The following is a 22791-nucleotide window of genomic DNA, read 5'->3' as shown; positions in this document are numbered from 1 at the left end:
TCAATCTATTTAAACGTTTATTCTCTATCAGCATTTGAAACTTATAGCATTCTAAATAGGTCTTATCTTATATGTTACACCTTCTAAAAAACCCGTATTCTGTAAACAATTTTGTTAAAACAGGGATCATGTTGCTTGCAACAGCTACATTGGCAACAGGATGTGTGTTAAAGCCTGACCTAACGGTATCAGATCTGAAAAAGTGGCAGCTACCCAATAGTGAGTTCAAAAAAGTTGATGATTTAGACGTCCATGTTGTGCAGTCAAACTTATGTCACACGATAGACAGGGGTATAGCAAGCACTATAAACAGTGATAGTGATAGCCCTATAAGTAATCAGGAAGATGCTGATGATCCTGTTTATGAGAAAGCCAATGAAACAGACCCGCTTACCACAAAACTTCCTGAAGTCATGGTTCTGTTACACGGCACTTCTGCGAGCCTCCATACTTGGGAAGGATGGGCGGCGGCATTAGACGACAAGTATTGCGTGGTACGTATGGATCTGCCGGGTTTTGGTCTCACTGGGCCTTATAAAATCCCAGATAAAGCTTATTCGCTTGATAATTATGTCGATACGGTCATCAACGTAATGGATGAGTTACAGGTAAGCCAAGCAACCATTGCTGGTAATTCGCTAGGTGGTGGTATTGCGTGGTTAACCACATTAAAGCATCCCAAACGAGTGAATAGATTAATAATCATAGACTCGATTGGGTTTGAATTTAAGCCAAAACACGTGCCTATTGCCTTTCAATTTACTCGGTATCCAATGCTTACTATGTTTACTGAAAACGTATTGCCTAAAAGCTTAGTACGAAAAAGTCTAGAGAGTGTATATGCTGATGACAGTAAAGTAACCGATGAGTTAGTCAATCGTTATTATGATTTAACGCGTCGAGCAGGCAATCGACACGCATTAAGCCAGCGTTTTAGGCAGAGTATTGTCATGAATGAAGTTTCCCAGTTACAAAGTATAAAGCAGCCGACCTTAATCCTGTGGGGAGAGAAGGATGACTTAATTCCTGTCGATAATGCGTACCGATTTAAACAAGCTTTGCCTAATAGCGAATTGGTTGTGTTTGAAAACTTGGGTCACATTCCTCATGAGGAAGATCCGAAAGCCACTGTAGAAGCAGTAATTCATTTTCTAAATAAACATCCACTGGATGAATAGCTTGCTTTGCCATTTTTCTAAATTAAAATAACTAATACATCGGTTGCTACAAAGCAATACCGGCCGGAAACGGAGTATAAAATAAAGGAAAAAATTGATGTCGACATTATTTATGGTTCAGCTTGGCGCCCGTCCAAAAGGGCGTTTGATTGAGCAACATGATATTTTCTTTGGTGTGGCGGATAAAATAGGGGATTTAATCCCTGCTATCAATGCCTACTGGCCTGAAGTTAAGAACAAATGGCATATTGATTCGTTTCGAGCGGTAACTAACGTAGTTGGCACAGATGGTAACCGCTATAAAATATCATGGGAGCCGGAACTAGCGAATAATCCAGAAACTGAATCGCACACTCAAACTGACACCCAAATAAATTCTTCAAGCGTAATCGAAAACAATGAGTCTAAAGACGCTTCAGAAAACAATGAAGACAGAGAGGATAATGAACCCTTAAAGCTATTTTTTATTAACTTAGGGGGCTATCAACAGGGCAGTATTGAGGAATTCCATTATAAAATGCTCGTGGTAGCGCCAACGCAGGCTGCTGCGATGAGACATGCTAGACAAACCGAGTTTTATAAATCTTTTAGCTATAATGATGCGGATACCACTATTAATGGTGCCTCGCATATTGATGACAAAATGCAAGTCGATGTCGATGAAATATACGACGTGAATGGTCTGCTAGCATCTGGTCGTATTGTTATTTCGCCTCTTAATGGCAGTTTGGATGAGGGTATAAATGACAGTTTGGATGACTCTTTACACGATAGGGCACAGGTCAGCGAAGATAAAGACTATGTGGGCTATTTGAATATCAAGAAGTTAAAGAGTCTTGAATTTTAATAACTCGATGTAGCCAATCCCGCTTTCGCTTCTATCTCCTTGATTAATCAGGGCGGAAGACTAAGCTCTTAAGTGTCTCTTGCTTCGCGAGCCCCTTAAGACCAAGCCTCCGCAACCTGATTAATCAAGCAGTATATCCGCTACAATCGGGGCTAAACTGCTCTTTCTTATATAGTTCAGTTATAAAATTTAGTTCCTACTTGTAAAAACGGCAATCGAAATAGACATATTATCTTTGAGCTTATTACAAGGCTTTATAATAGATAACCGAAGCACAAAAAGTATCTCAATACTTTTGAACACACCCAAGTACAAACCTTGATTTTAACCACTTTAGCCCTCATAAATCGCTAATGACATTCAATTTATTCATCGAACTGATTCAATCTCATTCAATTATAATAAATAGCCTAAGCAAATGCCTACTAGCCAGCCTAACTCAAAGAAGACGCCTAACTTGAACATGCCGAATACTTCAGAAAATGATATCCCAAATCCTAACGAAAGCGCTTCTGTTGAAAACAAAACAAGCGAGCGCCCATCAAATCAACATGATTTTGATAATGGTCAGTCTGTGGAGAATGCAAAACCTCAAGATAGACGTTCAGGACATTCAGAGTTAAAGACACCGAAAGTGAAGTCTGATACGTATACTTCAAAACCAAATGCTTCTAAACCAAGTACTTCAAAAGCGAATAATGAGCCGTCAGGGGGGCAACGTGTAATTGAAAATCTCCCAGTACTTGACGATTTGCCTGTACTGGCTAAAGACCGACATTTTATCAGCCGTTTAGAAAGAGAGGTTAGTCGACCCAATAAAAACACCCCTGAAAAGGTATTGGCGGAAAAGAAGGCTAAACTACAGAGAACCAAAAAGCGTTCGCAACAAGCTGTCAAAGAACGCATGGAGAGTATTCCAGACAATATGCCAGCACGACTGAACCATGAGCTTCCTGTCAGTAAGCGTGCTGAGGATATCGTGCAAGCCATCATAGACAACCAAGTTATTATCGTGGCAGGTGAGACTGGATCGGGTAAAACCACTCAGCTACCCAAGCTTGCGATGATGGCAGGAAGAGGCATTACAGGTCAGATTGGACATACTCAGCCAAGACGTTTGGCTGCCCGTAGTGTTGCCAACCGTATTGCCGAAGAACTAGGCGAACCGTTGGGTGTTACCGTCAGTTTTAAAATACGCTTTAATGAGCAGGGTACGGCTAAGTCCGTGGTTAAGCTAATGACCGATGGTATCTTGTTGGCTGAGCTGGGTCATGATCGTTTCTTAACCCGTTATGACACCATCATTATTGATGAAGCACATGAGCGAAGCCTGAATATTGACTTTATCATGGGTTATCTCAAGCAGCTTTTGCCTAAGCGTCCTGATTTAAAAGTGATTATTACCTCAGCGACCTTAGATACAGGTCGTTTTAGTGAATATTTCGCTCAATATGATAAAGCCAAAAAGCGTATGGTGCATGCCCCCGTCATTGATGTAGAAGGTCGAGGGTATCCTGTCGAAGTGCGTTATCGTCCCTTAACCGATGCGCCAGTGACCAGTTCGGACGAAGACAGCTATGACGACTTTGAGGACAATCTACCTCGCGCCGTTGTGGCTGCGGTAGAAGAGTGCTTTGAGGATGCCATTGCAAAAGGTCACCCTGAGCATGCAGATATTTTGATATTTGCCGCTACCGAAGCTGAAATCCGTGAGATGTTAGAGGTTCTTGTTGCTCATGGCCCGCGACATACCGAAGTATTGCCGTTGTTTGCAAGACAGTCTTATGCCGAACAACAGCGCATATTTCAACCATCAGGACGAGGGCGACGTATTGTTATAGCGACCAACGTTGCGGAGACAGCGTTAACGGTACCGGGTATTCGCTATGTGATAGATTTAGGTTTTGCCCGTATTTCACGCTATTCTTATCGCTCACGTATTCAGCGATTACCGATTGAAGCCATCTCTCAAGCCGCTGCCAACCAACGCAAAGGTCGTTGTGGTCGAGTGGCCCCTGGGGTGTGTATCCGCTTATATTCTCAAGAGGATTTTGAGAGTCGTCCAGAATTTACCGAACCTGAAATTCTGCGTACAAACTTAGCGTCAGTCATTCTACAAATGGCGAATATGCGACTGGGAACCGTTGATAACTTTGATTTTATTGAGCCACCTGATAGCCGTCTGGTCAAAGATGGACGAAAGTTGCTTGATGAGTTAGGCGCCATTACCGCAAAAAGTACTGACGGGGACAATGGCAATAAAGATCAGGATAAAGATCAAGACAAACCGAAAACCCGACCCGTTTCCAAGCTGACTTTAAATGAGGTCAAATTGACCCGCATTGGTCAAAAGATGGCACGTATGCCTATTGATCCTAGGCTGGCGCGGATGTTAGTGGCAGGTAGTGATTTTGACTGTATGTTGGAGATGTTAATCATTGTCGCTGCTCTTGCCGTGCAAGACCCTAGGGAGCGTCCTGCCGAAAAGCGGGCGCAAGCGGATCAAAAACATGCCGTCTTTCGTCAAGAAGACTCCGACTTCCTGTTTTATCTTAGTCTTTGGAAGGCTTTATATGAAGGAGGTAGCAACAAATTAACCAATAGTCAAAGAAAAGCTTTTGCTAAAAAGAACTATTTAAGTTTTCCACGTTTGCGTGAATGGGAAAAGACCTACCGTCAGCTCGAGCAAATGGTGACCGACTTAAAGCTTTTAAACAAGGTAGAGCCCAAGCTAGTCAAAGGTAAAACTGCGAATGTTCCCAAAGATGACAATTCTTCAAAAAACAATCCTAAACATAAAACCCAACGCAAGTCGCATACCTACCCAAATAGTCCATTGGCTAAAAATAGCACCCAAAACGTGGCCAGTGATCTTATCGTTGTTAATGACGACAAAGAGGGTAACGCCATCAATGAAGAGTTGCGCGCGGTAAAATATGCCAATTTACACCGTGCTTTATTGACAGGGCTGTTATCCGTTATCGCGCATAAAACCGACCAACGTGGTGAATACCTTGCCGCCCGTCAGCAAAAGGCAAAGATATTTCCAGCCAGTACCGTATTTAAGCAAGCGCCTGCTTGGGTGATGGCGTTTGAGATTGTCGAAACCTCACAAGTGTTTATGCGTACTGTGGCAAAAATTGAACCTGAATGGATAATTTCAGTCGGTGGAAACTTGCTAAAATACCACTACTTCGAACCGCATTGGTCGAAGAAGACAGGGCGGGTACGGGCTTATGCTCAAATAAGCTTGTTTGGTCTTATTGTCGTTGCTAAGCAGCTGACCAATTATGAGCAGATTAACCTAGAAGAATCTCGCGAGATATTTATCCGTGATGGATTGGTAACGGGTAATCTTGGACGTCAAGCACCATTTTTACAACACAATATGGACAAGATTGCGGATGTCGAGCTGATAGAAGAAAAGCTTCGTCGTCGTGATTTATTAGTCGATGAAGAGGACTTATATCAGTTTTACGAGCGTAAAATTCCTGAGCATATTGCCAGTCGCAAAGCTTTTGAAGATTGGCGTGCTGAGATTGAGAAAGAAGACCCTAAATTCTTATTCTTCACTGATGAAGATGTGCTTAAAGAGACCGCCCCAACTACTGGAGAATTCCCAGAAATATGGCAATTGGGCGACCTTAAACTGCCTTTAAAATATGTGTTCGACCCCGCTTCAGAAGATGATGGCGTGACCATTAGAGTACCCCTTGCTGCCTTACCGCAGTTGGATGCCGTTGAGCTGTTATGGGGGGTTCCGGGTTGGCGCTATGAGCTGGTACTACAATTGCTGAAGTCTCTGCCCAAAGACATACGCCGCAAAATCGTGCCAATTCCTGATACTGCGGATAGCCTCTTTGACGAACTTGAAAAGAACCACCAAGTAGGACTACTCAATCAACTGTGTCAAGCGCTAAAGCGACGCGGTGTCATAGATGTCAAGCCTTCTGACTTTAACCCCGCAAGTATAGACCGTTATTTACAACCCCAAATATGCGTGGTTGATGATAAGAAGCGAGTCATTGAAAAAGGCCGCGACTTAAAGGCGTTGCAACAGCGCCATGCCAGCGTCACCAGTCAAGCCTTGACCTCAGACAAAGACGCAAAAGGCGTCCATACAGAATTCCCAGAACATTTTAGATTTAGTAAAAACCGCCACAGTGCGGGTGTCGTCATGAAGCAGTTCGCTGCCCTAGTTGCCGATGAAGCAGGGGAAGCTGTGACCATTCATCAGTTTACCGATGTCACCGCCGCACTGGAAGCGCACCGTAAAGGCGTGCTAACGCTCATTAAATCTCAGCTGGGTGCCAAACAAAAACAGCTGACCAGTCAGATTGATAAAACCTTTAAACTGGCCTTTGCACCGCTTGGCGATATGGAAAAGCTTAAAACCATCGTTATTGACGCCACGCTCGATGCCTCTATGGAAGCCCATGCACCTCGCTTTAAAGGCCATGATGAAGAGCTACCCGATAACGCTGATGATATCGCCACAAAACTAATTGAGCAACTGCCATTAGACGATAGTGAATATGAGAAGACAGCCAAGGCAGTATTGGGTCAATTTTTACTAGAAGGTCAAACCGTACTCAAGCTATTAAAAGACGTCTATGCCCGTTGGCAACGTATTCGTCGAAGCCTACTAATGCTTGATCGTGAAATTTTTGGCGAGTCGATTGACGACATTGAAGACCAGCTTGACGACCTACATTTAGCAGATTTTGTGTACCGTATGGACTATGAACACTGGCAACAGTATCCGCGATATCTTGAAGCACTAGAGATTCGGATTGAGCGCTTAGAGCACAACCTAGATGGCGACCTTGATGCCGTTTATGAACTCGATGAGCACATGGAGCGTCTAGCAGGACGTGCCGATGATGAAACCATTGGCGAATACCGCTGGCTGGTTGAGGAGTTTAGAATACAATTATTCGCCCAACCGATGAAAACCCGTCAAGCCGTCTCACAGAAGCGGTTAAATAAACTCTGGGAAAAGGTAGGTGGGCGAGGACAAAGGTCTTAAAGTTAGGTTTTGAGTTATGCAATAGATGGTTAATATTAATAAATATAATATCTACTGCCTAGATGTGAGGCCAATTTTTGATTCTATTAAAAATATTTTAGCAATATCATTAAACCCCTCACTTAAATACTGTCCCCAACCACTCTGCAACAGCCCTAACTCTCGCTGAACGTCGAATATCAGGATGCATAACGAGATAGAGAGGTTTAGATTGTATTAAAGGTATCGCACTTTCAGAGTCGTAATTAATTTTTGTAGATTTGAAACTATCTGACACTTCAGCAGACACAATATCTGAATCCCTTTTTGACTCGCTATTTAAATGACTATTAGCACTATACAACCTTTCGGCAGTTTCAATCTCATCTTTAGTCATTAGGGTTCTAGTCATAGGATTTACGGGTAGTAAATTAGGGTTTTTGGATGCTAAAAAATACGGTAGTATTGCCAACCCTAACTGTTCGCAGACACTGCTATAAGTGACATATAAGTCATTACTACTAAAAATCACTGAATAGTCATATTGATTTACTAAGCTGTTTATCCAGTCTGCCATCCTTTGATTGGCTTGAAATTCTATCAATTGCCACTGTCCAGCCAGTATATGCTCAATATAATTTTGATGCGCAAAAAATCCATAACGCACAGAAGATATCGTGCGAATTAGTAAGTCTTCCTCAGTAGGGCGTTGCAGTCGTAGGGCAATATCAGCCTCTTTACGGTGCAAATCGCTGATATGCAGATCCCCACGAATGTGTAACACAATATCAGGGTATTGAGTTCGGAAGGCAGGTAGCTCTTTTATCAACAGCTCATTCGCTAATACGGGCGGTGCTGATATTACAACTTTGCCTTGCATGGCATTTTGCTCAATCGCCATACGCTCAAAAGTCACTATTTCTCTTTGAACTTCAATAGCTTGTGCGTAGAGGTGTTTACCTTCTAACGTTAGGCTATAGCGTTTGCCTAAACGATTAAATAAGGGCAAAGATAGCCTATTTTCAAGGCGCTCAATTCGCCGAGATACTGTACTGTGTTGGACGCCAAGCTTTTCAGCACTTGCTGTTAATGTTTGTTCGTCTACCAAGCTTATAAAATAGGCTAAATCATCCCAATCCATTCTTTGACCTGCTTGTTATGTTTCATCAGTATTCGACAATAGTATTAGGCAATAGTATTCAGCAATTTAGTAGATTGCCTTAAATTAAGTATATCAATAAAAAGTTTAAAGCTATTGTGCATTATTGCACAGTAGAAGGGTTTCTGTCGTCTGTTATGACGCTGTTGAATACCATAAACTGATTAGAGTTTTAAATAGGTTGTAAAACGATTGGAGAAGGTCATGACAGATAGTGCAGTTACCGAATATGGCAAGTCTATTATGAATCAGTTGCAAGAGGGCTTGGCTGAAAGAGTAACGATGAGTCTAAAAGAGTTAGATCCTGATTTGCCAGCATTAATTACTGATTATGCATTTGGTTCAGTGATTGGAAGACCTGGACTAGATCTTAAGTCTCGGGAAATGATTACGGTCGCATCCTTAATAACGTTAGGACATGCTAAACCTCAGCTTAAGTTGCATATGAAAGCATCCTTAAACGTCGGCGTTACTCAGCAAGAGCTTTTAGAGATTGTCATTCAAATGGCGATATATGCTGGCGTGCCCGCTTGCATGAATGCGCTTAGTACGTATAGGGAAGTTATTGAGGAGCACTAAATAATTTCCAGTCGCCTATATGTGAGTTAAGTTATTGCTGTTGCATAAGTTCTAAGATAGTAAAGTTAATCCAATTCACATAAATATTACCGTTAAAAGAGGGGAATGTAATGCAAACACGATTGTTACAACAGATGAATCGACCTGTATCCGCTATTGGGCTTGGCTGTATGGGTATGAGTGAGTTTTATGGAGAAAGTGATGATAGCCAGTCGTTAGTCTTGCTCGATAAGGCGCTTGAGCTTGGGATTAACTTTTTTGACACTGCTGATACTTACGGATTTGGACACAATGAGACTTTATTAGGTAAATTCATCGCTAAGCATAAGCCTAATCGTGATCAAATAGTTATAGCTACTAAGTTTGGTATTGTGCGTAAGCGAGGACAGTACGAACGCCGATTAGACAATAGTCCTGATTACATTAAACAAGCCTGTCATGACTCTTTAAAACGCTTGCAAACAGAGTATATAGATTTGTATTATTGTCATCGCCGTGATCATGAAACGCCTTTGGAAGATATGATGCATACCTTAAGTGGTCTAGTGGCTGAAGGAGGGATACGGGGTATTGGGCTGTCCGAAGTTTCAAGTGATACTCTGCGTCAAGCCCATGCTATTCATCCTATTACTGCGGTACAAAGTGAGTATTCGCTATGGTCACGCCAACCAGAAGACAAGCTTATAGAAACGTGTCGTGAGTTGGGGGTAAGTTTTGTGGCTTATAGTCCTTTAGGTCGTTCATTTTTAACAGGAAAATTAAATACCGAAAACTTAGAAAAAGGTAATTTTCGTCAGGCCATTCCACGATTGCAAGGGCAGGCACTCATTCAAAACCAACAATTAGTAGAAAAGTTTAGCCAATTAGCACAAAGCTGGGGCTTTAGTAATGCCCAGTTATGTCTTGCATGGTTGCTCAATAAATACCCGCATGTGATTCCCATAGCAGGAACTCGTCGTGAAAAGTATCTTATTGAAAATGCTCAAGCAATGGATATTCAACTAACGACTGAACAGGTTAATGAATTGAATAAATTGTTTGACCCAAGTAATATTGCTGGCGAGCGTTACCCTGAAGCAGGATGGAGTGGTATTGAAAGGTAGTGTTTAAACTGTCTGTTACTGCGTTTATTGTACGCTATCTTTACTTTTTCACCCAAAACACATAGTCTTAATTATTAAACGTTTTAATTTCAAATGATTATGACAATATGAGTACATTGGACAATAGTAACCAATCAATCCGATTGGCGGAAGATATTCGAGACTATCTTGAGAGCAATAATCTAAACGCAAGTCTACCTGCTATCTCTTATGAAGTGTTAGCGCTTCAGCTAATTGATTGTAATGAGCAGGAAGCAAGCTTTAGAGCACTTTTAGAGTGTGAGATTAACGCTGAATCTTGTGATCCAAACTCGGATGATTTTGACCCAATAAAAGCGATTATCTCTCTAAAGGAGACTAATTATGATGAGGCATGTTGGCTGAGTTTTTTGCTGATATATACAGACGATAGTGACGAGTCGGATTGGGCGTTTATGCGAAAGCTATATAGGGCTGAGGGTTTGGGTTTAGAGACAGCTTTAACGTGGGAAATGGTCAATGATGAACCTCATTTGCTAAATGAGCGATTGGAAGCATTGGTAATGGTATTGGCAGAAAGTCATCCTAAGCCTAAGTTTGGTCATCATAGAGCTTATGAATCGTTAAAGCATTTGCCAATTGTGTTCACAAGTTATATAGGATTTATAGGCGAGCAGGGCGGGCATGAGGCTATGTTTAAGTCTAACTTCAACTCTGTCAATAAAACGGATAATTTCAAAGCTTTATATGAGCAGATTCGGCAAAATATTTATCGTTTCGGCAGGTTATCAACCTTTGAGTATTTATGCCTTCTTGGCAAAATGGACTTAGCGGACGTTGCGCCTGACAGTTGTTATATAGCAGAGGCCAGCGGCCCTAAGCGAGGGGCAAGGTTGTTATTCGGTATGCTTAGTAATGAGCATTTAGATGAGCATGCCGCAGGATTGGCAGACCACTTAAATGTCGGGTATCAAGAGGTAGAGGCAGCGTTATGCCATTGGCAAAAGTCGCCTAATAGATATGTGAAACGTCATTAGTTTAATAAGTATAATGAATAATCGTAGATAATGTTTTTATTAAAAAATACAGCCAAAATTATCTATAAAGACATTCATGTCGTCATAAAAAAGCCCTGAAAAATTTATATCAAGGTTCTTATAGTTTAAGCGGTTTGTTCAATCTAAAATAAAGTGCTGCGACTTGCCCTTGTATTCAAATTCTTTATAAATATTGGCATCAAATAATGACAAAGACTCAATTTGATTGACTCGGATGACCATCATCATATCCTCAGCACGCTCTGCATGATAATGTAAACCATTGGGTGTCCTCTCGATTACCCCGTGATTCAAATAGACAGATTTATAATCACAATCAAGCGTTAAACGTAACGTATCTTTTTCTCTATAACCACTTTCCATGGGTAGGATAGTGATGTTATCTAGATCCCCGTTTTCAAACTGTTCGCCCAATACCGCACCGATATAAACTTTTCCAGACTTCAATGAAACTTTTATATAAGATCCGGTTTCCATAGCATGAATGATGATTTTAAGGATGCCATCAAGGCTTTTTAATTCATCATAATCTGTTTGGAAAGCATTATTACGCAGTCGTATTTCATTGGCTACATAAGCGAGTAACACACCTAAACCAAATAGGATGCCTCTAATATAGTCATTATAAGAAAGCGATAATAAATTTTGAAGGAAATTATAAGTTTCAGGGGTTGGCCATACGAAGCCAAACTTAACAAAGAGCGTAATTAAAAGCGTTATTAAGCCGAGAATGGCCAATGCTGTTAAACCTAGGAGGATACTGACTATTCCATCAGTTGCTAAAACCACATAAGATACCCAACCAGAGCTACGTTTAAGGATATTATTTTTATGCGGTACTGACACATTAAAGCGATAGCCAAGTGCCAAAATAAACATAACGCCAAAGATACCCATACCGTATTATGCTTTCACTTTAGTATCGCTATCCATAATGGTATTTTCTAATTCCAAAGCCCCAAACTGCTCGATCATCTTGTCTTGAAGATGTTTATTATCAAAATTAGGACGCACATTGCCATTCTTATCAATAATTAAACGGCCATTTTTGCTTACCACTTCATCAGGCAGTCTAAGTCTAAAAACTCGAGAGAAGAATCCTAGTTTCTTGGTTGCGTTATTCACGGTAAGCTCCTCATAGATGTTTACAACAGTGATAGTAACTTTATGTTTCGATAAGGACTTGATCGCTCAAGAGGGGAGCACACGATCAGTTGCTTACATTAATAAAAAGTATAAGTTGCTAATCAATAACTTAATAATAAGTATAGGCTACTAATAACAATATTACGTCAAATATAAGTAAAGAGCAAAAATATTACGTTATGAGTGTGTAGCCGTGTGTGACTTCAATTTTGATTGACGAAATCTCAATCTATTATTTGAGCAATTAGTCTCTATCTTTGAGTGTGATTGTTTTTTCAAAGATGACTCAGTGCAGTTTAGCGCAACTATGAGAGCCGTTTAATCAACATATAGTTTGGTTATGTTGGCGCTTATTATGAATAAACTAGGAAATGTTTTAAATAGCATTTCCTAGTTTAAACTATCGAGACTATATGCTTAATGAGGTTAGGGTTTGAAATAGGCGATTAGCTAACTAAACTATCATAATCTCTCACTTCAACAAAATCTTCAGGGCTTTTGGCGTCACTAAGTACTTTATCACCCACAACACCCGCTGTAATTGAACCACTAACATTAACTAACGTGCGCATCATATCAATCAAAGGTTCGATTGAAATTAATAAACCGGCCAACTCTAAAGGCATTCCTAAAGTAGAAAGCACAATAATGGCAGCAAAGGTTGCACCGCCACCAACACCGGCCACACCAAATGAGGCAATCACAGCCACCCCAATGACAGAAGCAATAAAGCCGATAGACCAAGGGTCGATACCCATAGTGGGTGCGATCATCATGGCAAGCATCGCAGGATATACACCAGCACAACCATTTTGCCCAATGGTAGAGCCAAATGAGGCTGAGAAGTTAGCGATTGGTTTGGCAATACCCAGTTTATTGATTTGAGCGTCAATACTCAGAGGGATGGTTGCTGCTGAACTTCTTGAAGTGAAAGCAAAAGTTAGAACAGGGGCAATTTTTTTGAAGTGATCAATAGGCGATCGACCTGTCAACATTATAATGAAGGCGTGCACCAGTAGCATGATAAATAGAGCGACATAAGAAGCTAACAAAAATTTAGCCAATTGCCAAATAGCATCAGCATTGGTAGTGGCAATGACTTTAATCATTAGCGCAAAAATACCATATGGTGTCAAGCGGATAATGAACCGAACCAAAGACATAATCCAGCTTTGCAGGATGTCAATACTGCGAATAATAACCGCCCCTTTTTCAGGTTCATTTTTGTTAACCGTTAAAGCGGCTACACCCAGTAAGCTGGCGATGACTACTGCAGAAATCATTGATGTGCTAGCTAGCCCCGCAAAAGTGCCGCCAATGCTGGTAGGAATAAAGCTTAAAATGAGCCCAGGAATCGTTAAGTCAGCCACTTCACTACTACTTTGAATCATACTTTGACCACGGGCAACCTCCATCTCGCCTGCCACAATTGAGCTAGCATCAAGCTGAAATAGATTAGCAATAATAGCCCCATCTAAAGCAGCAATACCAGTAGTAATGAGTAAGGTACTGATTATCCAAAAGCTCATTGAGCCAATCATTGAGGCCTTTTCTAGACGTACAATGGCTGCTAGTATTGATATAAATACCAAAGGCATAGCAATCATTTTGAGTAGGTTCACGTACCCGTTACCAATAATATTTACCCAAGGTAAAAATTGATCTGTATTTATAGTGAATGCCGAGATTATCAATCCAAACACAACGCCAAGAAACAAGCCAAGAAATACACTGCGACTTAATGACTCACTTTGACGGGTATAACGCCATAGACCATAAAGCAGTACTATAAAAATGGCTACAAATGGTAATAACTGCATATTAATCTCCCAAGAGCCAAAAACGACGATTATCCTGATTATATAACAAAGGTCTAGCGATATTTTTTAAATAAGTTATTCCATTAGTGTATATGATTTAATTGTTCCTTTTAAAATAGCTGAATCTTATAGGTGCCTTAAATACAACAAGGGAATAGAGACTGTTTTTTTTGAGTTACTAAGGCAGCCAAATGTCATATCAATAATGACCAGCTTACTGAATTAAAGGGTGCATTATTGATATGCTAAAAGCTACCATTATCCTGATAATGACTTGGAATAATACAACGATAATAAAGGTCTTAGAAGGGCTATATTGTTATTTCATTTTCGTTGCTGTTTATTATTAGCGATTTCATTAAGCATTTATTCTGTTCATAATTTATAAAAGTTTCAAAAAAATGTCATTTATATAAATCTTTTAATTCTTCATTTTAGTTCTTTAAAAGAATGTCAATCGTAGAGTAAGTAGCCACTTTAAGGTGATGTCGCAAGTAAACCTATTTTGTGTGCTAGATAAAGCAAAGAAATTTTGATAAATTAGGTATTTGATTAAATTTCTTTACAACAATTTAACAGTTCCGATACATAAGCTATTTTAAGTTTATTACGGTTTTTTATAAGGAACTCTAATGACAGAGTCAAATAATCTCCCACCAAGCCCTAGGGAAACTGATGAGTTAGATCAGCATCTACCTAACGATGGTAATGAATACCTATTTACCGATACCTTTCCAAAAGGCACAGTAAAAGGATTGGTTATTACTGCTATTGCCGCATTAATCAGTATTGCCTTATTTAATGCACTACCTTTTGATGTCAATGTTAATAAGGGTTTGTCACTACTTTTGTTTATTGGTGCATTGTGGCTTACAGAAGCCTTGCACGTAACGATTACTGCTATCTTAGTAGTCATTATTGGTGTGGCAATCGGCATTCCAGATTTTGATACTACTAATGCGTTATCGAGCTTTGCAAACCCAATCATATACATATTTTTTGGCGGTTTTGCTTTGGCATCGGCATTACATGTACAGCAACTTGATAGAAAGATTGCCCTAAAAATAATCTCATTATCGGGTGGCCGCTTAGGTGCGGCAGTTGCGCTTATCTTTTTTGCAACGGCAATGTTGTCAATGTGGATATCCAATACGGCAACGGCAGCAATGATGTTGCCTTTAGCGATTGGTATGTTGTCGCAAGTCGATAGAGATAAAGACCGTGGTACGTTTGTATTTGTTTTACTCGGTATCGCTTATTCGGCTAGTTTAGGTGGGTTAGGCACAATTGTAGGATCACCGCCAAACGCTATTGCTGCCAAAGCCCTTGAGTTAAGCTTTACTGATTGGATGAAGTTTGGACTACCTATCACGTTTGTATTGACACCGCTATTATTAGGCGTTATGTATTTGGTATTAAAACCTAATTTAAACGTTAAAATTGACACTATTAAACAACCAGATATCCCATGGACTAAAACAAGAATATTAACTATTTTAGTGTTTATTATCACGGCACTATCATGGATATTTAGTAAAAAAATAGGGGCTACCTTTGACATCGCCAAGCCAGATTCAATTATCGCCTTAATTGCTGCTGCTGCTGTAGTTAGCTTAGGTTTAGTTTCTTGGAAGCAAGTATCAGATAATACGGATTGGGGTGTGCTCATGCTGTTTGGTGGTGGTATTGCGCTATCAAATGTACTAAAGTTCTCAGGGGCATCTATTGTTATGGGGGAAAGCGTTGCAAACGCTCTAATGAGTGCACCGCTATTTCTCATACTACTTGCAATGGCTGCGTTTATTATCTTCTTAACTGAATTTGCTTCAAACACCGCTTCTGCGGCACTTTTAGTCCCTATTTTTGTGGCTATTGCCCAGCAAATGGGATTGCCAAAAGAGGTACTCGTTCTAATCATTGGTATAGGGGCTTCGTGTGCGTTTATGTTACCAGTAGCGACACCGCCAAATGCTATTGTTTTTGGTACAGGTCTTATTAAACAGTCTGAAATGGTTAGAGTCGGAATTGTGCTGAACATCGTTGCTGCACTTATTGTGGGGTGCTGGGCGTATTTTATTTTGATGTAAATACTCAGCTGCAATATTTGAGATATAAAGTAATACAAAAAAGAGTCTAAAATGAGGCTCTTTTTATGTGAGATGCTTTTTGTATTAGATTCATCATAAAAATGCTATAAGTCATAATATATTTACATTTGCCCATGGTCTAAAAAGAATTGTTTTGTTAGTATAACTATAAGTGACTGAACTAGAAGTGTGAGATTTAAGTTGACCGCACAGTGATGTGTATCTAATAATCAAAAACAGTAATAAAATCATAAATTAAATAAGGAATAAAAAATATGGCACATTTACGTTTAGGCGATACTGCTCCAAACTTTGACGCTCAAACCACAGATGGTAATATTAACTTTTATGAGTGGGCAGGCGATAACTGGGTAGTATTCTTTTCTCATCCAGCAGATTTTACACCGGTATGTACAACTGAACTTGGCCGTGCAGCTGCCTTAAATGGCGAGTTTCAAAAACGCAATGTCAAGCCGCTTTGTATCTCAGTAGATAGTTTAGAAGATCATAAAGCATGGGCAAGTGATATTAGCGAAACTCAGGGTAGTCAAATGAACTTTCCAATCGTTGCTGATCCTGAAAAGAAAGTTGCTGAATTATATGACATGATCCACCCCAATGTAGCATCAACACATACTGTTCGTAGCGTATTTTTGATTGATCCAGCTAAAAAAATTCGTTTGATCTTAACGTATCCTGCTAGTACTGGTCGTAACTTTGATGAAATCATCCGAGTTATTGATGCCATCCAGCTATCAGATGAATATAATATTGCCACACCAGTAGATTGGAAAGATGGAGACGATGTTATTATTCCACCAAGCATTAAAACTGAAGATATTTCAGAAAAAAACTATCCCAAAGGTTTTACTGAAATAAAGCCGTATTTACGTACCACACCCCAGCCTAATAAATAAGGTTTGATGTATCAACTTGCTAAATTAACCCGTTGGCTACTGTAAATATATATGCCTTAGCCAAATAATTTGAAGCCTTACAATATTGGTTGTAAGGCTTTTTTATATCCGTGAATTCACGATTTGTTTTAAGATGTATAATAGATAAGTAAAAGGGTATTTTTAGTTAACTAATAAAAAAACAATGACACTATGGCAGAACAAAACTTTATATCGCAATTTCTGCTCAATTTGATATGATAAAAATGATGTATAGGTAATGACCTATAAAGTCTTATCATTGAGAAAAATATGTTTAAGAACATTAACGGTTAGACAACTAAAGGAATTAGTTATGAAAAAATTATATTTAGCAAGGAAAGCGCCAAACCCACGTAAAGTTGTTATTTTGATGCAGTCAAAGGGCATTGATATCGATAATTTGGATGACTTAGAAGTTATTGACATTGATATGTCTAAAGACGAGCAATTAACAGAAGAGTTTGCAAAAATTAATCCTTTGAGACTACTACCTGTCTTAGTTTTAGATGATGGCACGGTGCTAAATGACTCACAAGCAATCTGTGAATACTTAGATCGAGTCTATGGGGAGCGTTCGGTAATGGTGAATGATGTTGTGCAAAGAGCACAAGTATGCTCGATGCGCCGAATTGCTGAGCTTGAGGTATTATACAATTATATGCTCGCATTTCAGCATAGCCATCCTTCAAAAGCTGCACGAGTTGACCAAGTACCTGAGTTTGCAATTAAGTCAGTTGAGCGAGGCATTAAAGCTCTTCCATACTTTGACAACGTACTAAAACAAAATGATTATTTAGTCAATAACCAACTAACTTATGCCGATATAGTTCTATATATTGCATTAGATTTTGGGCGTTTATTAAAGGTTGATCCTAACGCACACGGCGAGGGTATTTCTCGTTTCTATAAAGCTATGAATGAGCGATTTGGGTTTAAAAAAACCGCTTAAAATTAACAACAAAGTATATGCAACTCTGCGTATTTACCTGTTTTAATGTATTTATCCTTATAAGGAGAATCAATGTTACTGCTTCGAACTCTGCCACTATCTGTGATGATGAGTGCTTTTATCCTCATTGGGTGTCAATCTAATAACACAATTAGCGATCATAATGCTAATACTTTACCTAATATTAAAAACAGTGCTGAGACTAAAGCTATCATTAGCAATAAAGGCTTATCGAATTATAGATGGCAATTGATAAGCGCAGTCGATAGCAATAAAAACAATTTGAATAAACTGATAAATATTAAAGATAAGGTTGAATTAAGCTTCGATGTTAATGATAGCCAACGCAATGCTAATTTTGGCGTTGGCTGTAACGCGATGAGTGGTCATTATACGCTGAAAGCTAATGAGTTAACGATAAGTGAGGTTATAAGCACTCAAATGTTATGTGAAACTGATATTGATGCAGCTGAAAACATATTGGCAAAGTCTATGTATGGAACAAGTCAGTTAACCCTCACGGCTAATGACGTGCCTCTGCTAACTCAAATAACCCATAATGGATCTGTTTTAGTTTGGAAAGGTGTATTAACCCCAGAGGCTAAATATGGGGTAAAGCCAGAAATTGTATATTGGCAGATTGCCTCTCAAACACAGCCGTGTCCTGGTAATACTACTCAGACATGCCTAAAAGTTAGACCTATTGTTTATAACCAACAAGGTATTAAAACAACGCAAGGTAAGTGGCGTTTATTTAACAGAAAAATCGAGGGCTATACCCACGATAACACTCTTGATGAGATATTACGGCTAAAACGTTTTACTATTGATCCGGTTGACGTTAAAGGAAAGCAGAGTGTATATGTTTTTGATAGGGTTGTAGAAAGTGGACTCGTTGAATAATTGAAGTATTAACGTAGATTAATTAAGTCTTCTTCATTTAAACGCCAACGCCCTTTCTTTTTGGAAGAACTACGACTGCGTATGGTCGATCCTGTCAGTAGTTTATTCATTGAATGACTAGAGTGAGCGTGACAAATAGCGCAAGCAAGTCCATCTGCAGCATCTGCTTGTGGGGTAATATCCAATTTTAAAATGCGGCAAACCATCTCCTGAACTTGTTGTTTGTCAGCGGCACCATAGCCACAAACAGCTTGTTTGATTTGTCTAGCGGTATATTCAGATACTTCTAAATCTAGTGATACTAATGCAGCGATAGCTGCTCCACGAGCTTGGCCAAGCTTTAGAGCAGAGTCGGGGTTATCTGCCATAAATACTTTTTCAACAGCTGTGTTAATAGGTTCGTCTGTATATTTAAGGTGGTGTTCGGTAATGCGTACAATGCCATTGAAAATACGCTTTAAACGTTCTGGCATCTCTTTAGTCTCAGTACGTATAGTTCCTGAATCAAGGTAGCGTAGTGTATCGCCCTTTTGATGAATGATGCCATAACCCGTCATGCGTGAACCCGGATCTATTCCAATAATAATTGCCATATCTATTTTGTACCAATGTAATTTGTACTAATGTAAAGTGAATACTTATCATGCACACATTTTCACAAAGCCCTTTCATAAGGCTTATAAATTTTATTTAATGATATAAGAATAAATTTAAAAAGTTTATATTTATAAAATTTGATCATAGGATTTGATAGTATAGCAAGCTATCCCCATATACATAGTCACAAATCAAATTATTTAAATTTTTAAAGATAGAACAGGGATATAAGTTATGGGTGCAGTTGTTGGCATTGCCATTGTATGGTTTATTATTGAAATGCTTTTGTGGTACTTAGTTGCCCAATTTATTAGTGGCTGGTGGGTATTTATATGGTTTATTGTAGCCGCAGTTATTGGTATCTCTTTGCTTCGCCGTGGCATGACGACACTCAATCCAATGGCTCAGCAAATGAAGACTGGTGGTATGATGAATCCGGCAATGCGCCCACCAGAGCAGACATTGATGAAAACCATAGCGATGGCTGTGGCTGGTATTTTGTTGTTAATCCCAGGATTACTGTCAGACATGTTGGCACTTTTAGTAATTTTGCCTCCGATACAGAAAAAGTTGAAAGACATGGCAAATAACTATGTCATGAATAATCAGCAAAAAATGATGGAGATGATGGCAAAACAAATGGGTGGGCAGAGCCCCTTTGGCGGTATGAATAATGCGGGTAATCATTCACAAAACCCTTTTAGTAAAGCGAATCCTAATCCTTTTGGAGAACAGACTCCATTTGGTAATAAATCTGGATCTAAAAGCCCATTTGAGAGTGTGTTCAAGCAAAGTACGACGGTAGATGGGACTGCAAAAACAGTGGTCAAAGATGTTAAAAAAATCCAGAAGCCCGCTAATGATGAGTAGTTGCTGCAAGGTTTTTTCAGAATAAAAGAAGCCCTTTCAATTTGAAAGGGCTTCTTTTATATGATCTAACTCACTTATACAATCTAGCTACAAGAAAAAATTACTGGCTGAAAATATTGAATGACTGAGCTCTGGGGTAGGTAGATTGATGAGGTAGTTTTATTAGCAGTAATATAGCTATTAATAAAAAATTTTAACAAGAAATAAAAGCAGGTCAACTAAAAAAGGATAATAAAAAGTAAGACCGAAGTGCCGCTGTAAGATGGGTACCCATGAACCGTGAAGTTCAGGGCGGACACGTCATTGCCTCCGTAGGTTTCCTGAAACACTGTAAACAGTGCAGGCATACACATGAAGACAATAGGTAGCGTATCCATTTATAGCATTATCGGCTCAGGGAATAACATCCACTGGCGAACACTTCAGATGCTATTTATGTTATCTGATACTTAAGAAATTTGCAAATAAAATTAAAATTTCATAGAGAGTTTAGATGCTTGTATATCATACGCTTATTGACTTTAACCATAAAAATTAACTAAAAACTGGCTTATATGATAGAATTGCTTGAATCATTTTAAATCTTATATGTATGTTTTACCCTCTAAAATTTTGAGAGATTGATACGTTTAAGCTATGCAAAACATCCTTTGATAGAATATGAAGAACAACATTGAGACTTAATGCTTATCGATTAACTTATCTGCTTTAAGCTTACTAAAAGCGCTAGTATGCTGTTTTAAAAGAGGTTAAAAGTTGCTTATTACAAAGGTACTATTTGAAATGCTTGATGATTTACCAATATCGCATCGACTATGATTGTCAAAGCTATTAGCATTTAATAGAAGTTTATCTAAGTTATAATCTTATCATACATTTAATTGTTGTTCTGGCGCTACTAACTAAATATAAAACGAAAATTCTAACATGAATCTTAACATGAATCTTAAAGAGTCACTGGAGAGTAAGTTAATGGCAGATGCAGATCAAAATAAGAAGATTCCACACGTATTAATGATTTTAGATGGTTTTGGACATCGGGAGGATGAGCGAGATAACGCAGTTGCTGCGGCAAACACCCCAAATCTAGACCGAATTTATCAAAAGTATCCACACGGTCTGATCTCGGCGTCTAGTGAAGATGTTGGATTGCCAGAGGGTCAATTTGGTAATTCTGAAGTAGGTCACATGAATCTTGGTGCAGGGCGTGTACTCTTTCAAGATTCTACTCGTATTTCATGTGATATTAAGAATCGTGATTTCTACAAAAACCCAGTATTTAAAGAGGCTATTGAAGCGGCAAAAAATGCGGGTGGTAATGTACATATTATGGGTCTTCTATCTGATGGTGGGGTTCATGCACATCAGGACCATATTGAAGCCATGTGCCATTCAGCTGTTATTCATGGCGCTAAAGGAATATTTGTTCATTGTTTCTTAGATGGACGTGATACACCGCCTAAGTCTGCTGATAAATACGTTAAGCGGTTAAGAGATTACCTCATAGAGTTAAATAGCTATTATGATAGTCATGTTCAAATAGCGAGCATTATCGGTCGCTATTTTGCGATGGATAGAGATAATCGTTGGGATAGGGTGGAACAGGCTTATAACTTATTGACTCTAGGTAAAGCGGATCGCATGGCCACCCGAGCAGATGGGGCAGTACAGGCTGCTTATAAATCGCGTGAAACCGATGAATTTGTTAGCCCCACAACCGTCATTGAACATGGAGAGACACCCATTACAATTGACGATAATGATGCGGTTATATTCATGAACTTTCGAGCCGATAGGGCGCGTGAATTGAGTCAAGCATTCGTTTTGCCTGATCATGAGTTTGCTGGATTTGCACGAAAAAAACAGCCTCTATTATCAGCCTTTGTCATGATGACTCACTATTCTGATGAATTGGCTAAACACCCAAAAACATCAATAGCTTATAAACCAACGGCACTCCATAATACCTTCGGTGAATATCTTCAAAACAACCACAAAACCCAACTGCGTATTGCTGAGACTGAGAAATATGCTCACGTGACTTTCTTCTTTAGTGGAGGTAGGGAAGAAGAGTACGAGGGTGAAAAACGTATTTTAATACCTTCACCTGATGTTAATACCTATGATTTGAAACCTGAAATGAGTGCGCCAGAAGTTACCCACAAGCTTGTTGAAGCTATTAATTCAGGACAGTATGATGCGATTATTGTTAACTATGCAAATGGCGATATGGTAGGTCATACAGGCATATTTGAAGCAGCTGTTAAAGCAGTCGAGGCACTTGATGAGGCTGTTGGCAAAGTTGCTGAGGCGGTAGTTAAATCTGGTGGTCATTTATTGATTACGGCCGATCATGGTAATTGCGAACAAATGCAAGACTATGAAAGTGGTCAAGTGCATACCCAGCATACTACTGAATTAGTGCCATTGATTTATGTGGGTAACAAACCAGTAAGGATCCGAGAAGGTGGTAAACTGAGTGACATTGCGCCTACTATCCTTGATTTAATGGGGCTTGATGTGCCGAGTGAAATGACAGGCATCAATTTACTTGAGTCTTGTTACTAGAA

General features: G+C 39.4%; 17 protein-coding genes and 1 other RNA gene. 12 read left to right on the top strand and 6 right to left on the bottom strand.

Translation table 11 applies throughout. The annotated features are described in order from the left end of the window. Nucleotides 1-71 precede the first annotated feature (71 nt). From AC2SLN_RS05240 to hrpA, 3 genes are all read left to right on the top strand, one after another. The gene (locus AC2SLN_RS05240) at nt 72-1178 is read left to right on the top strand and encodes an alpha/beta fold hydrolase (RefSeq protein WP_495057368.1); all 1107 of its coding nucleotides are present in this window, start codon (nt 72-74) and stop codon (nt 1176-1178) included. 97 nt (nt 1179-1275) lie between these two features. Then, nucleotides 1276-2025 carry a DUF1543 domain-containing protein gene (locus tag AC2SLN_RS05235; RefSeq protein ID WP_486548507.1) on the top strand — a complete coding sequence of 250 codons (750 nt, stop codon included), beginning with the start codon at nt 1276-1278 and terminating at the stop codon, nt 2023-2025. A gap of 463 nt (nt 2026-2488) precedes the next feature. Next, complete coding sequence (gene hrpA, locus AC2SLN_RS05230; protein WP_495057367.1) at nt 2489-7054, top strand: ATP-dependent RNA helicase HrpA; 4566 nt, start codon at nt 2489-2491, stop codon at nt 7052-7054. A gap of 118 nt (nt 7055-7172) precedes the next feature. Here the strand turns inward: hrpA and AC2SLN_RS05225 are convergent, their stop codons facing one another. Then, complete coding sequence (locus tag AC2SLN_RS05225) at nt 7173-8174, bottom strand: LysR family transcriptional regulator (protein ID WP_486548505.1); 1002 nt, start codon at nt 8172-8174, stop codon at nt 7173-7175. Nucleotides 8175-8396: 222 nt separating this feature from the next. On the opposite strand from AC2SLN_RS05225, the gene AC2SLN_RS05220 reads away from it, so the two are divergent. The 3 genes from AC2SLN_RS05220 to AC2SLN_RS05210 all read left to right on the top strand — a co-directional run bounded on the left by AC2SLN_RS05220 (nt 8397) and on the right by AC2SLN_RS05210 (nt 10890). Continuing rightward, complete coding sequence (locus AC2SLN_RS05220; protein ID WP_486548504.1) at nt 8397-8771, top strand: carboxymuconolactone decarboxylase family protein; 375 nt, start codon at nt 8397-8399, stop codon at nt 8769-8771. A gap of 110 nt (nt 8772-8881) precedes the next feature. Further along, nucleotides 8882-9874 (top strand): aldo/keto reductase, encoded by a 993-nt coding sequence (locus AC2SLN_RS05215; protein WP_486548503.1) that lies wholly within the window; start codon nt 8882-8884, stop codon nt 9872-9874. A gap of 107 nt (nt 9875-9981) precedes the next feature. After that, complete coding sequence (locus AC2SLN_RS05210) at nt 9982-10890, top strand: alpha-glutamyl/putrescinyl thymine pyrophosphorylase clade 3 protein (RefSeq protein ID WP_486548502.1); 909 nt, start codon at nt 9982-9984, stop codon at nt 10888-10890. Nucleotides 10891-11028: 138 nt separating this feature from the next. Here AC2SLN_RS05210 and AC2SLN_RS05205 read toward each other — a convergent pair whose 3' ends face one another. The 3 genes from AC2SLN_RS05205 to AC2SLN_RS05195 form a co-directional block, all read right to left on the bottom strand. Continuing rightward, entirely contained in the window at nt 11029-11808 is a 780-nt protein-coding gene (locus AC2SLN_RS05205) for a hypothetical protein (RefSeq protein WP_486548501.1), read from the bottom strand. A gap of 6 nt (nt 11809-11814) precedes the next feature. Beyond that, nucleotides 11815-12036: a hypothetical protein gene (locus tag AC2SLN_RS05200; protein WP_486548500.1), complete on the bottom strand. Its 222-nt coding sequence runs from the start codon at nt 12034-12036 to the stop codon at nt 11815-11817. 467 nt (nt 12037-12503) lie between these two features. Next, nucleotides 12504-13883 (bottom strand): cation:dicarboxylate symporter family transporter, encoded by a 1380-nt coding sequence (locus tag AC2SLN_RS05195; protein ID WP_486548576.1) that lies wholly within the window; start codon nt 13881-13883, stop codon nt 12504-12506. Between the two features lie 626 nt (nt 13884-14509). Here AC2SLN_RS05195 and AC2SLN_RS05190 point away from each other — a divergent pair. The 4 genes from AC2SLN_RS05190 (at nt 14510) to AC2SLN_RS05175 (ending at nt 18754) form a co-directional block, all read left to right on the top strand. After that, nucleotides 14510-15964 (top strand): SLC13 family permease, encoded by a 1455-nt coding sequence (locus AC2SLN_RS05190; protein ID WP_486548499.1) that lies wholly within the window; start codon nt 14510-14512, stop codon nt 15962-15964. Nucleotides 15965-16239: 275 nt separating this feature from the next. Next, nucleotides 16240-16881 carry a peroxiredoxin gene (locus tag AC2SLN_RS05185; protein WP_486548498.1) on the top strand — a complete coding sequence of 214 codons (642 nt, stop codon included), beginning with the start codon at nt 16240-16242 and terminating at the stop codon, nt 16879-16881. A gap of 334 nt (nt 16882-17215) precedes the next feature. Next, nucleotides 17216-17851: a glutathione S-transferase family protein gene (locus tag AC2SLN_RS05180; protein ID WP_486548497.1), complete on the top strand. Its 636-nt coding sequence runs from the start codon at nt 17216-17218 to the stop codon at nt 17849-17851. Between the two features lie 72 nt (nt 17852-17923). Then, nucleotides 17924-18754, top strand: a complete 831-nt coding sequence (locus tag AC2SLN_RS05175; RefSeq protein WP_486548496.1) for an META domain-containing protein — start codon at nt 17924-17926, stop codon at nt 18752-18754. Nucleotides 18755-18762: 8 nt separating this feature from the next. Here AC2SLN_RS05175 and ruvC read toward each other — a convergent pair whose 3' ends face one another. Beyond that, nucleotides 18763-19347 (bottom strand): crossover junction endodeoxyribonuclease RuvC, encoded by a 585-nt coding sequence (gene ruvC / locus AC2SLN_RS05170; RefSeq protein WP_486548495.1) that lies wholly within the window; start codon nt 19345-19347, stop codon nt 18763-18765. A gap of 238 nt (nt 19348-19585) precedes the next feature. On the opposite strand from ruvC, the gene AC2SLN_RS05165 reads away from it, so the two are divergent. Further along, nucleotides 19586-20221 (top strand): FxsA family protein, encoded by a 636-nt coding sequence (locus AC2SLN_RS05165; RefSeq protein WP_486548494.1) that lies wholly within the window; start codon nt 19586-19588, stop codon nt 20219-20221. Nucleotides 20222-20458: 237 nt separating this feature from the next. On the opposite strand, the gene ssrS is transcribed toward AC2SLN_RS05165, so the two are convergent. Continuing rightward, nucleotides 20459-20653: non-coding RNA, 6S RNA (gene ssrS, locus AC2SLN_RS05160), on the bottom strand. 540 nt (nt 20654-21193) lie between these two features. Between ssrS and gpmI the strand changes: the two genes are divergently transcribed. Further along, a complete protein-coding gene (gene gpmI / locus AC2SLN_RS05155; protein WP_486548575.1) occupies nt 21194-22789 on the top strand; it encodes a 2,3-bisphosphoglycerate-independent phosphoglycerate mutase in 1596 nt (531 codons plus the stop codon). The last annotated feature ends 2 nt before the right edge of the window (nt 22790-22791 follow it).

This window comes from Psychrobacter sp. CX90 (assembly GCF_057396305.2).
This window is presented reverse-complemented; position numbering and strand designations above follow the sequence as displayed.

Excerpts from the sequence above, each read along its gene's own strand:
- AC2SLN_RS05175 (WP_486548496.1), top strand. The coding sequence starts at position 17,924 with ATGTTACTGCTTCGAACTCTGCCACTATCTGTGATGATGAGTGCTTTT.
- AC2SLN_RS05210 (WP_486548502.1), top strand. The coding sequence starts at position 9,982 with ATGAGTACATTGGACAATAGTAACCAATCAATCCGATTGGCGGAAGAT.
- ruvC (WP_486548495.1), bottom strand. The coding sequence starts at position 19,347 with ATGGCAATTATTATTGGAATAGATCCGGGTTCACGCATGACGGGTTAT.
- AC2SLN_RS05240 (WP_495057368.1), top strand. The coding sequence starts at position 72 with ATGTTACACCTTCTAAAAAACCCGTATTCTGTAAACAATTTTGTTAAA.
- AC2SLN_RS05225 (WP_486548505.1), bottom strand. The coding sequence starts at position 8,174 with ATGGATTGGGATGATTTAGCCTATTTTATAAGCTTGGTAGACGAACAA.
- AC2SLN_RS05220 (WP_486548504.1), top strand. The coding sequence starts at position 8,397 with ATGACAGATAGTGCAGTTACCGAATATGGCAAGTCTATTATGAATCAG.
- gpmI (WP_486548575.1), top strand. The coding sequence starts at position 21,194 with ATGGCAGATGCAGATCAAAATAAGAAGATTCCACACGTATTAATGATT.
- AC2SLN_RS05215 (WP_486548503.1), top strand. The coding sequence starts at position 8,882 with ATGCAAACACGATTGTTACAACAGATGAATCGACCTGTATCCGCTATT.
- AC2SLN_RS05165 (WP_486548494.1), top strand. The coding sequence starts at position 19,586 with ATGGGTGCAGTTGTTGGCATTGCCATTGTATGGTTTATTATTGAAATG.
- hrpA (WP_495057367.1), top strand. The coding sequence starts at position 2,489 with ATGCCGAATACTTCAGAAAATGATATCCCAAATCCTAACGAAAGCGCT.
- AC2SLN_RS05180 (WP_486548497.1), top strand. The coding sequence starts at position 17,216 with ATGAAAAAATTATATTTAGCAAGGAAAGCGCCAAACCCACGTAAAGTT.
- AC2SLN_RS05235 (WP_486548507.1), top strand. The coding sequence starts at position 1,276 with ATGTCGACATTATTTATGGTTCAGCTTGGCGCCCGTCCAAAAGGGCGT.
- AC2SLN_RS05190 (WP_486548499.1), top strand. The coding sequence starts at position 14,510 with ATGACAGAGTCAAATAATCTCCCACCAAGCCCTAGGGAAACTGATGAG.
- AC2SLN_RS05185 (WP_486548498.1), top strand. The coding sequence starts at position 16,240 with ATGGCACATTTACGTTTAGGCGATACTGCTCCAAACTTTGACGCTCAA.
- AC2SLN_RS05205 (WP_486548501.1), bottom strand. The coding sequence starts at position 11,808 with ATGGGTATCTTTGGCGTTATGTTTATTTTGGCACTTGGCTATCGCTTT.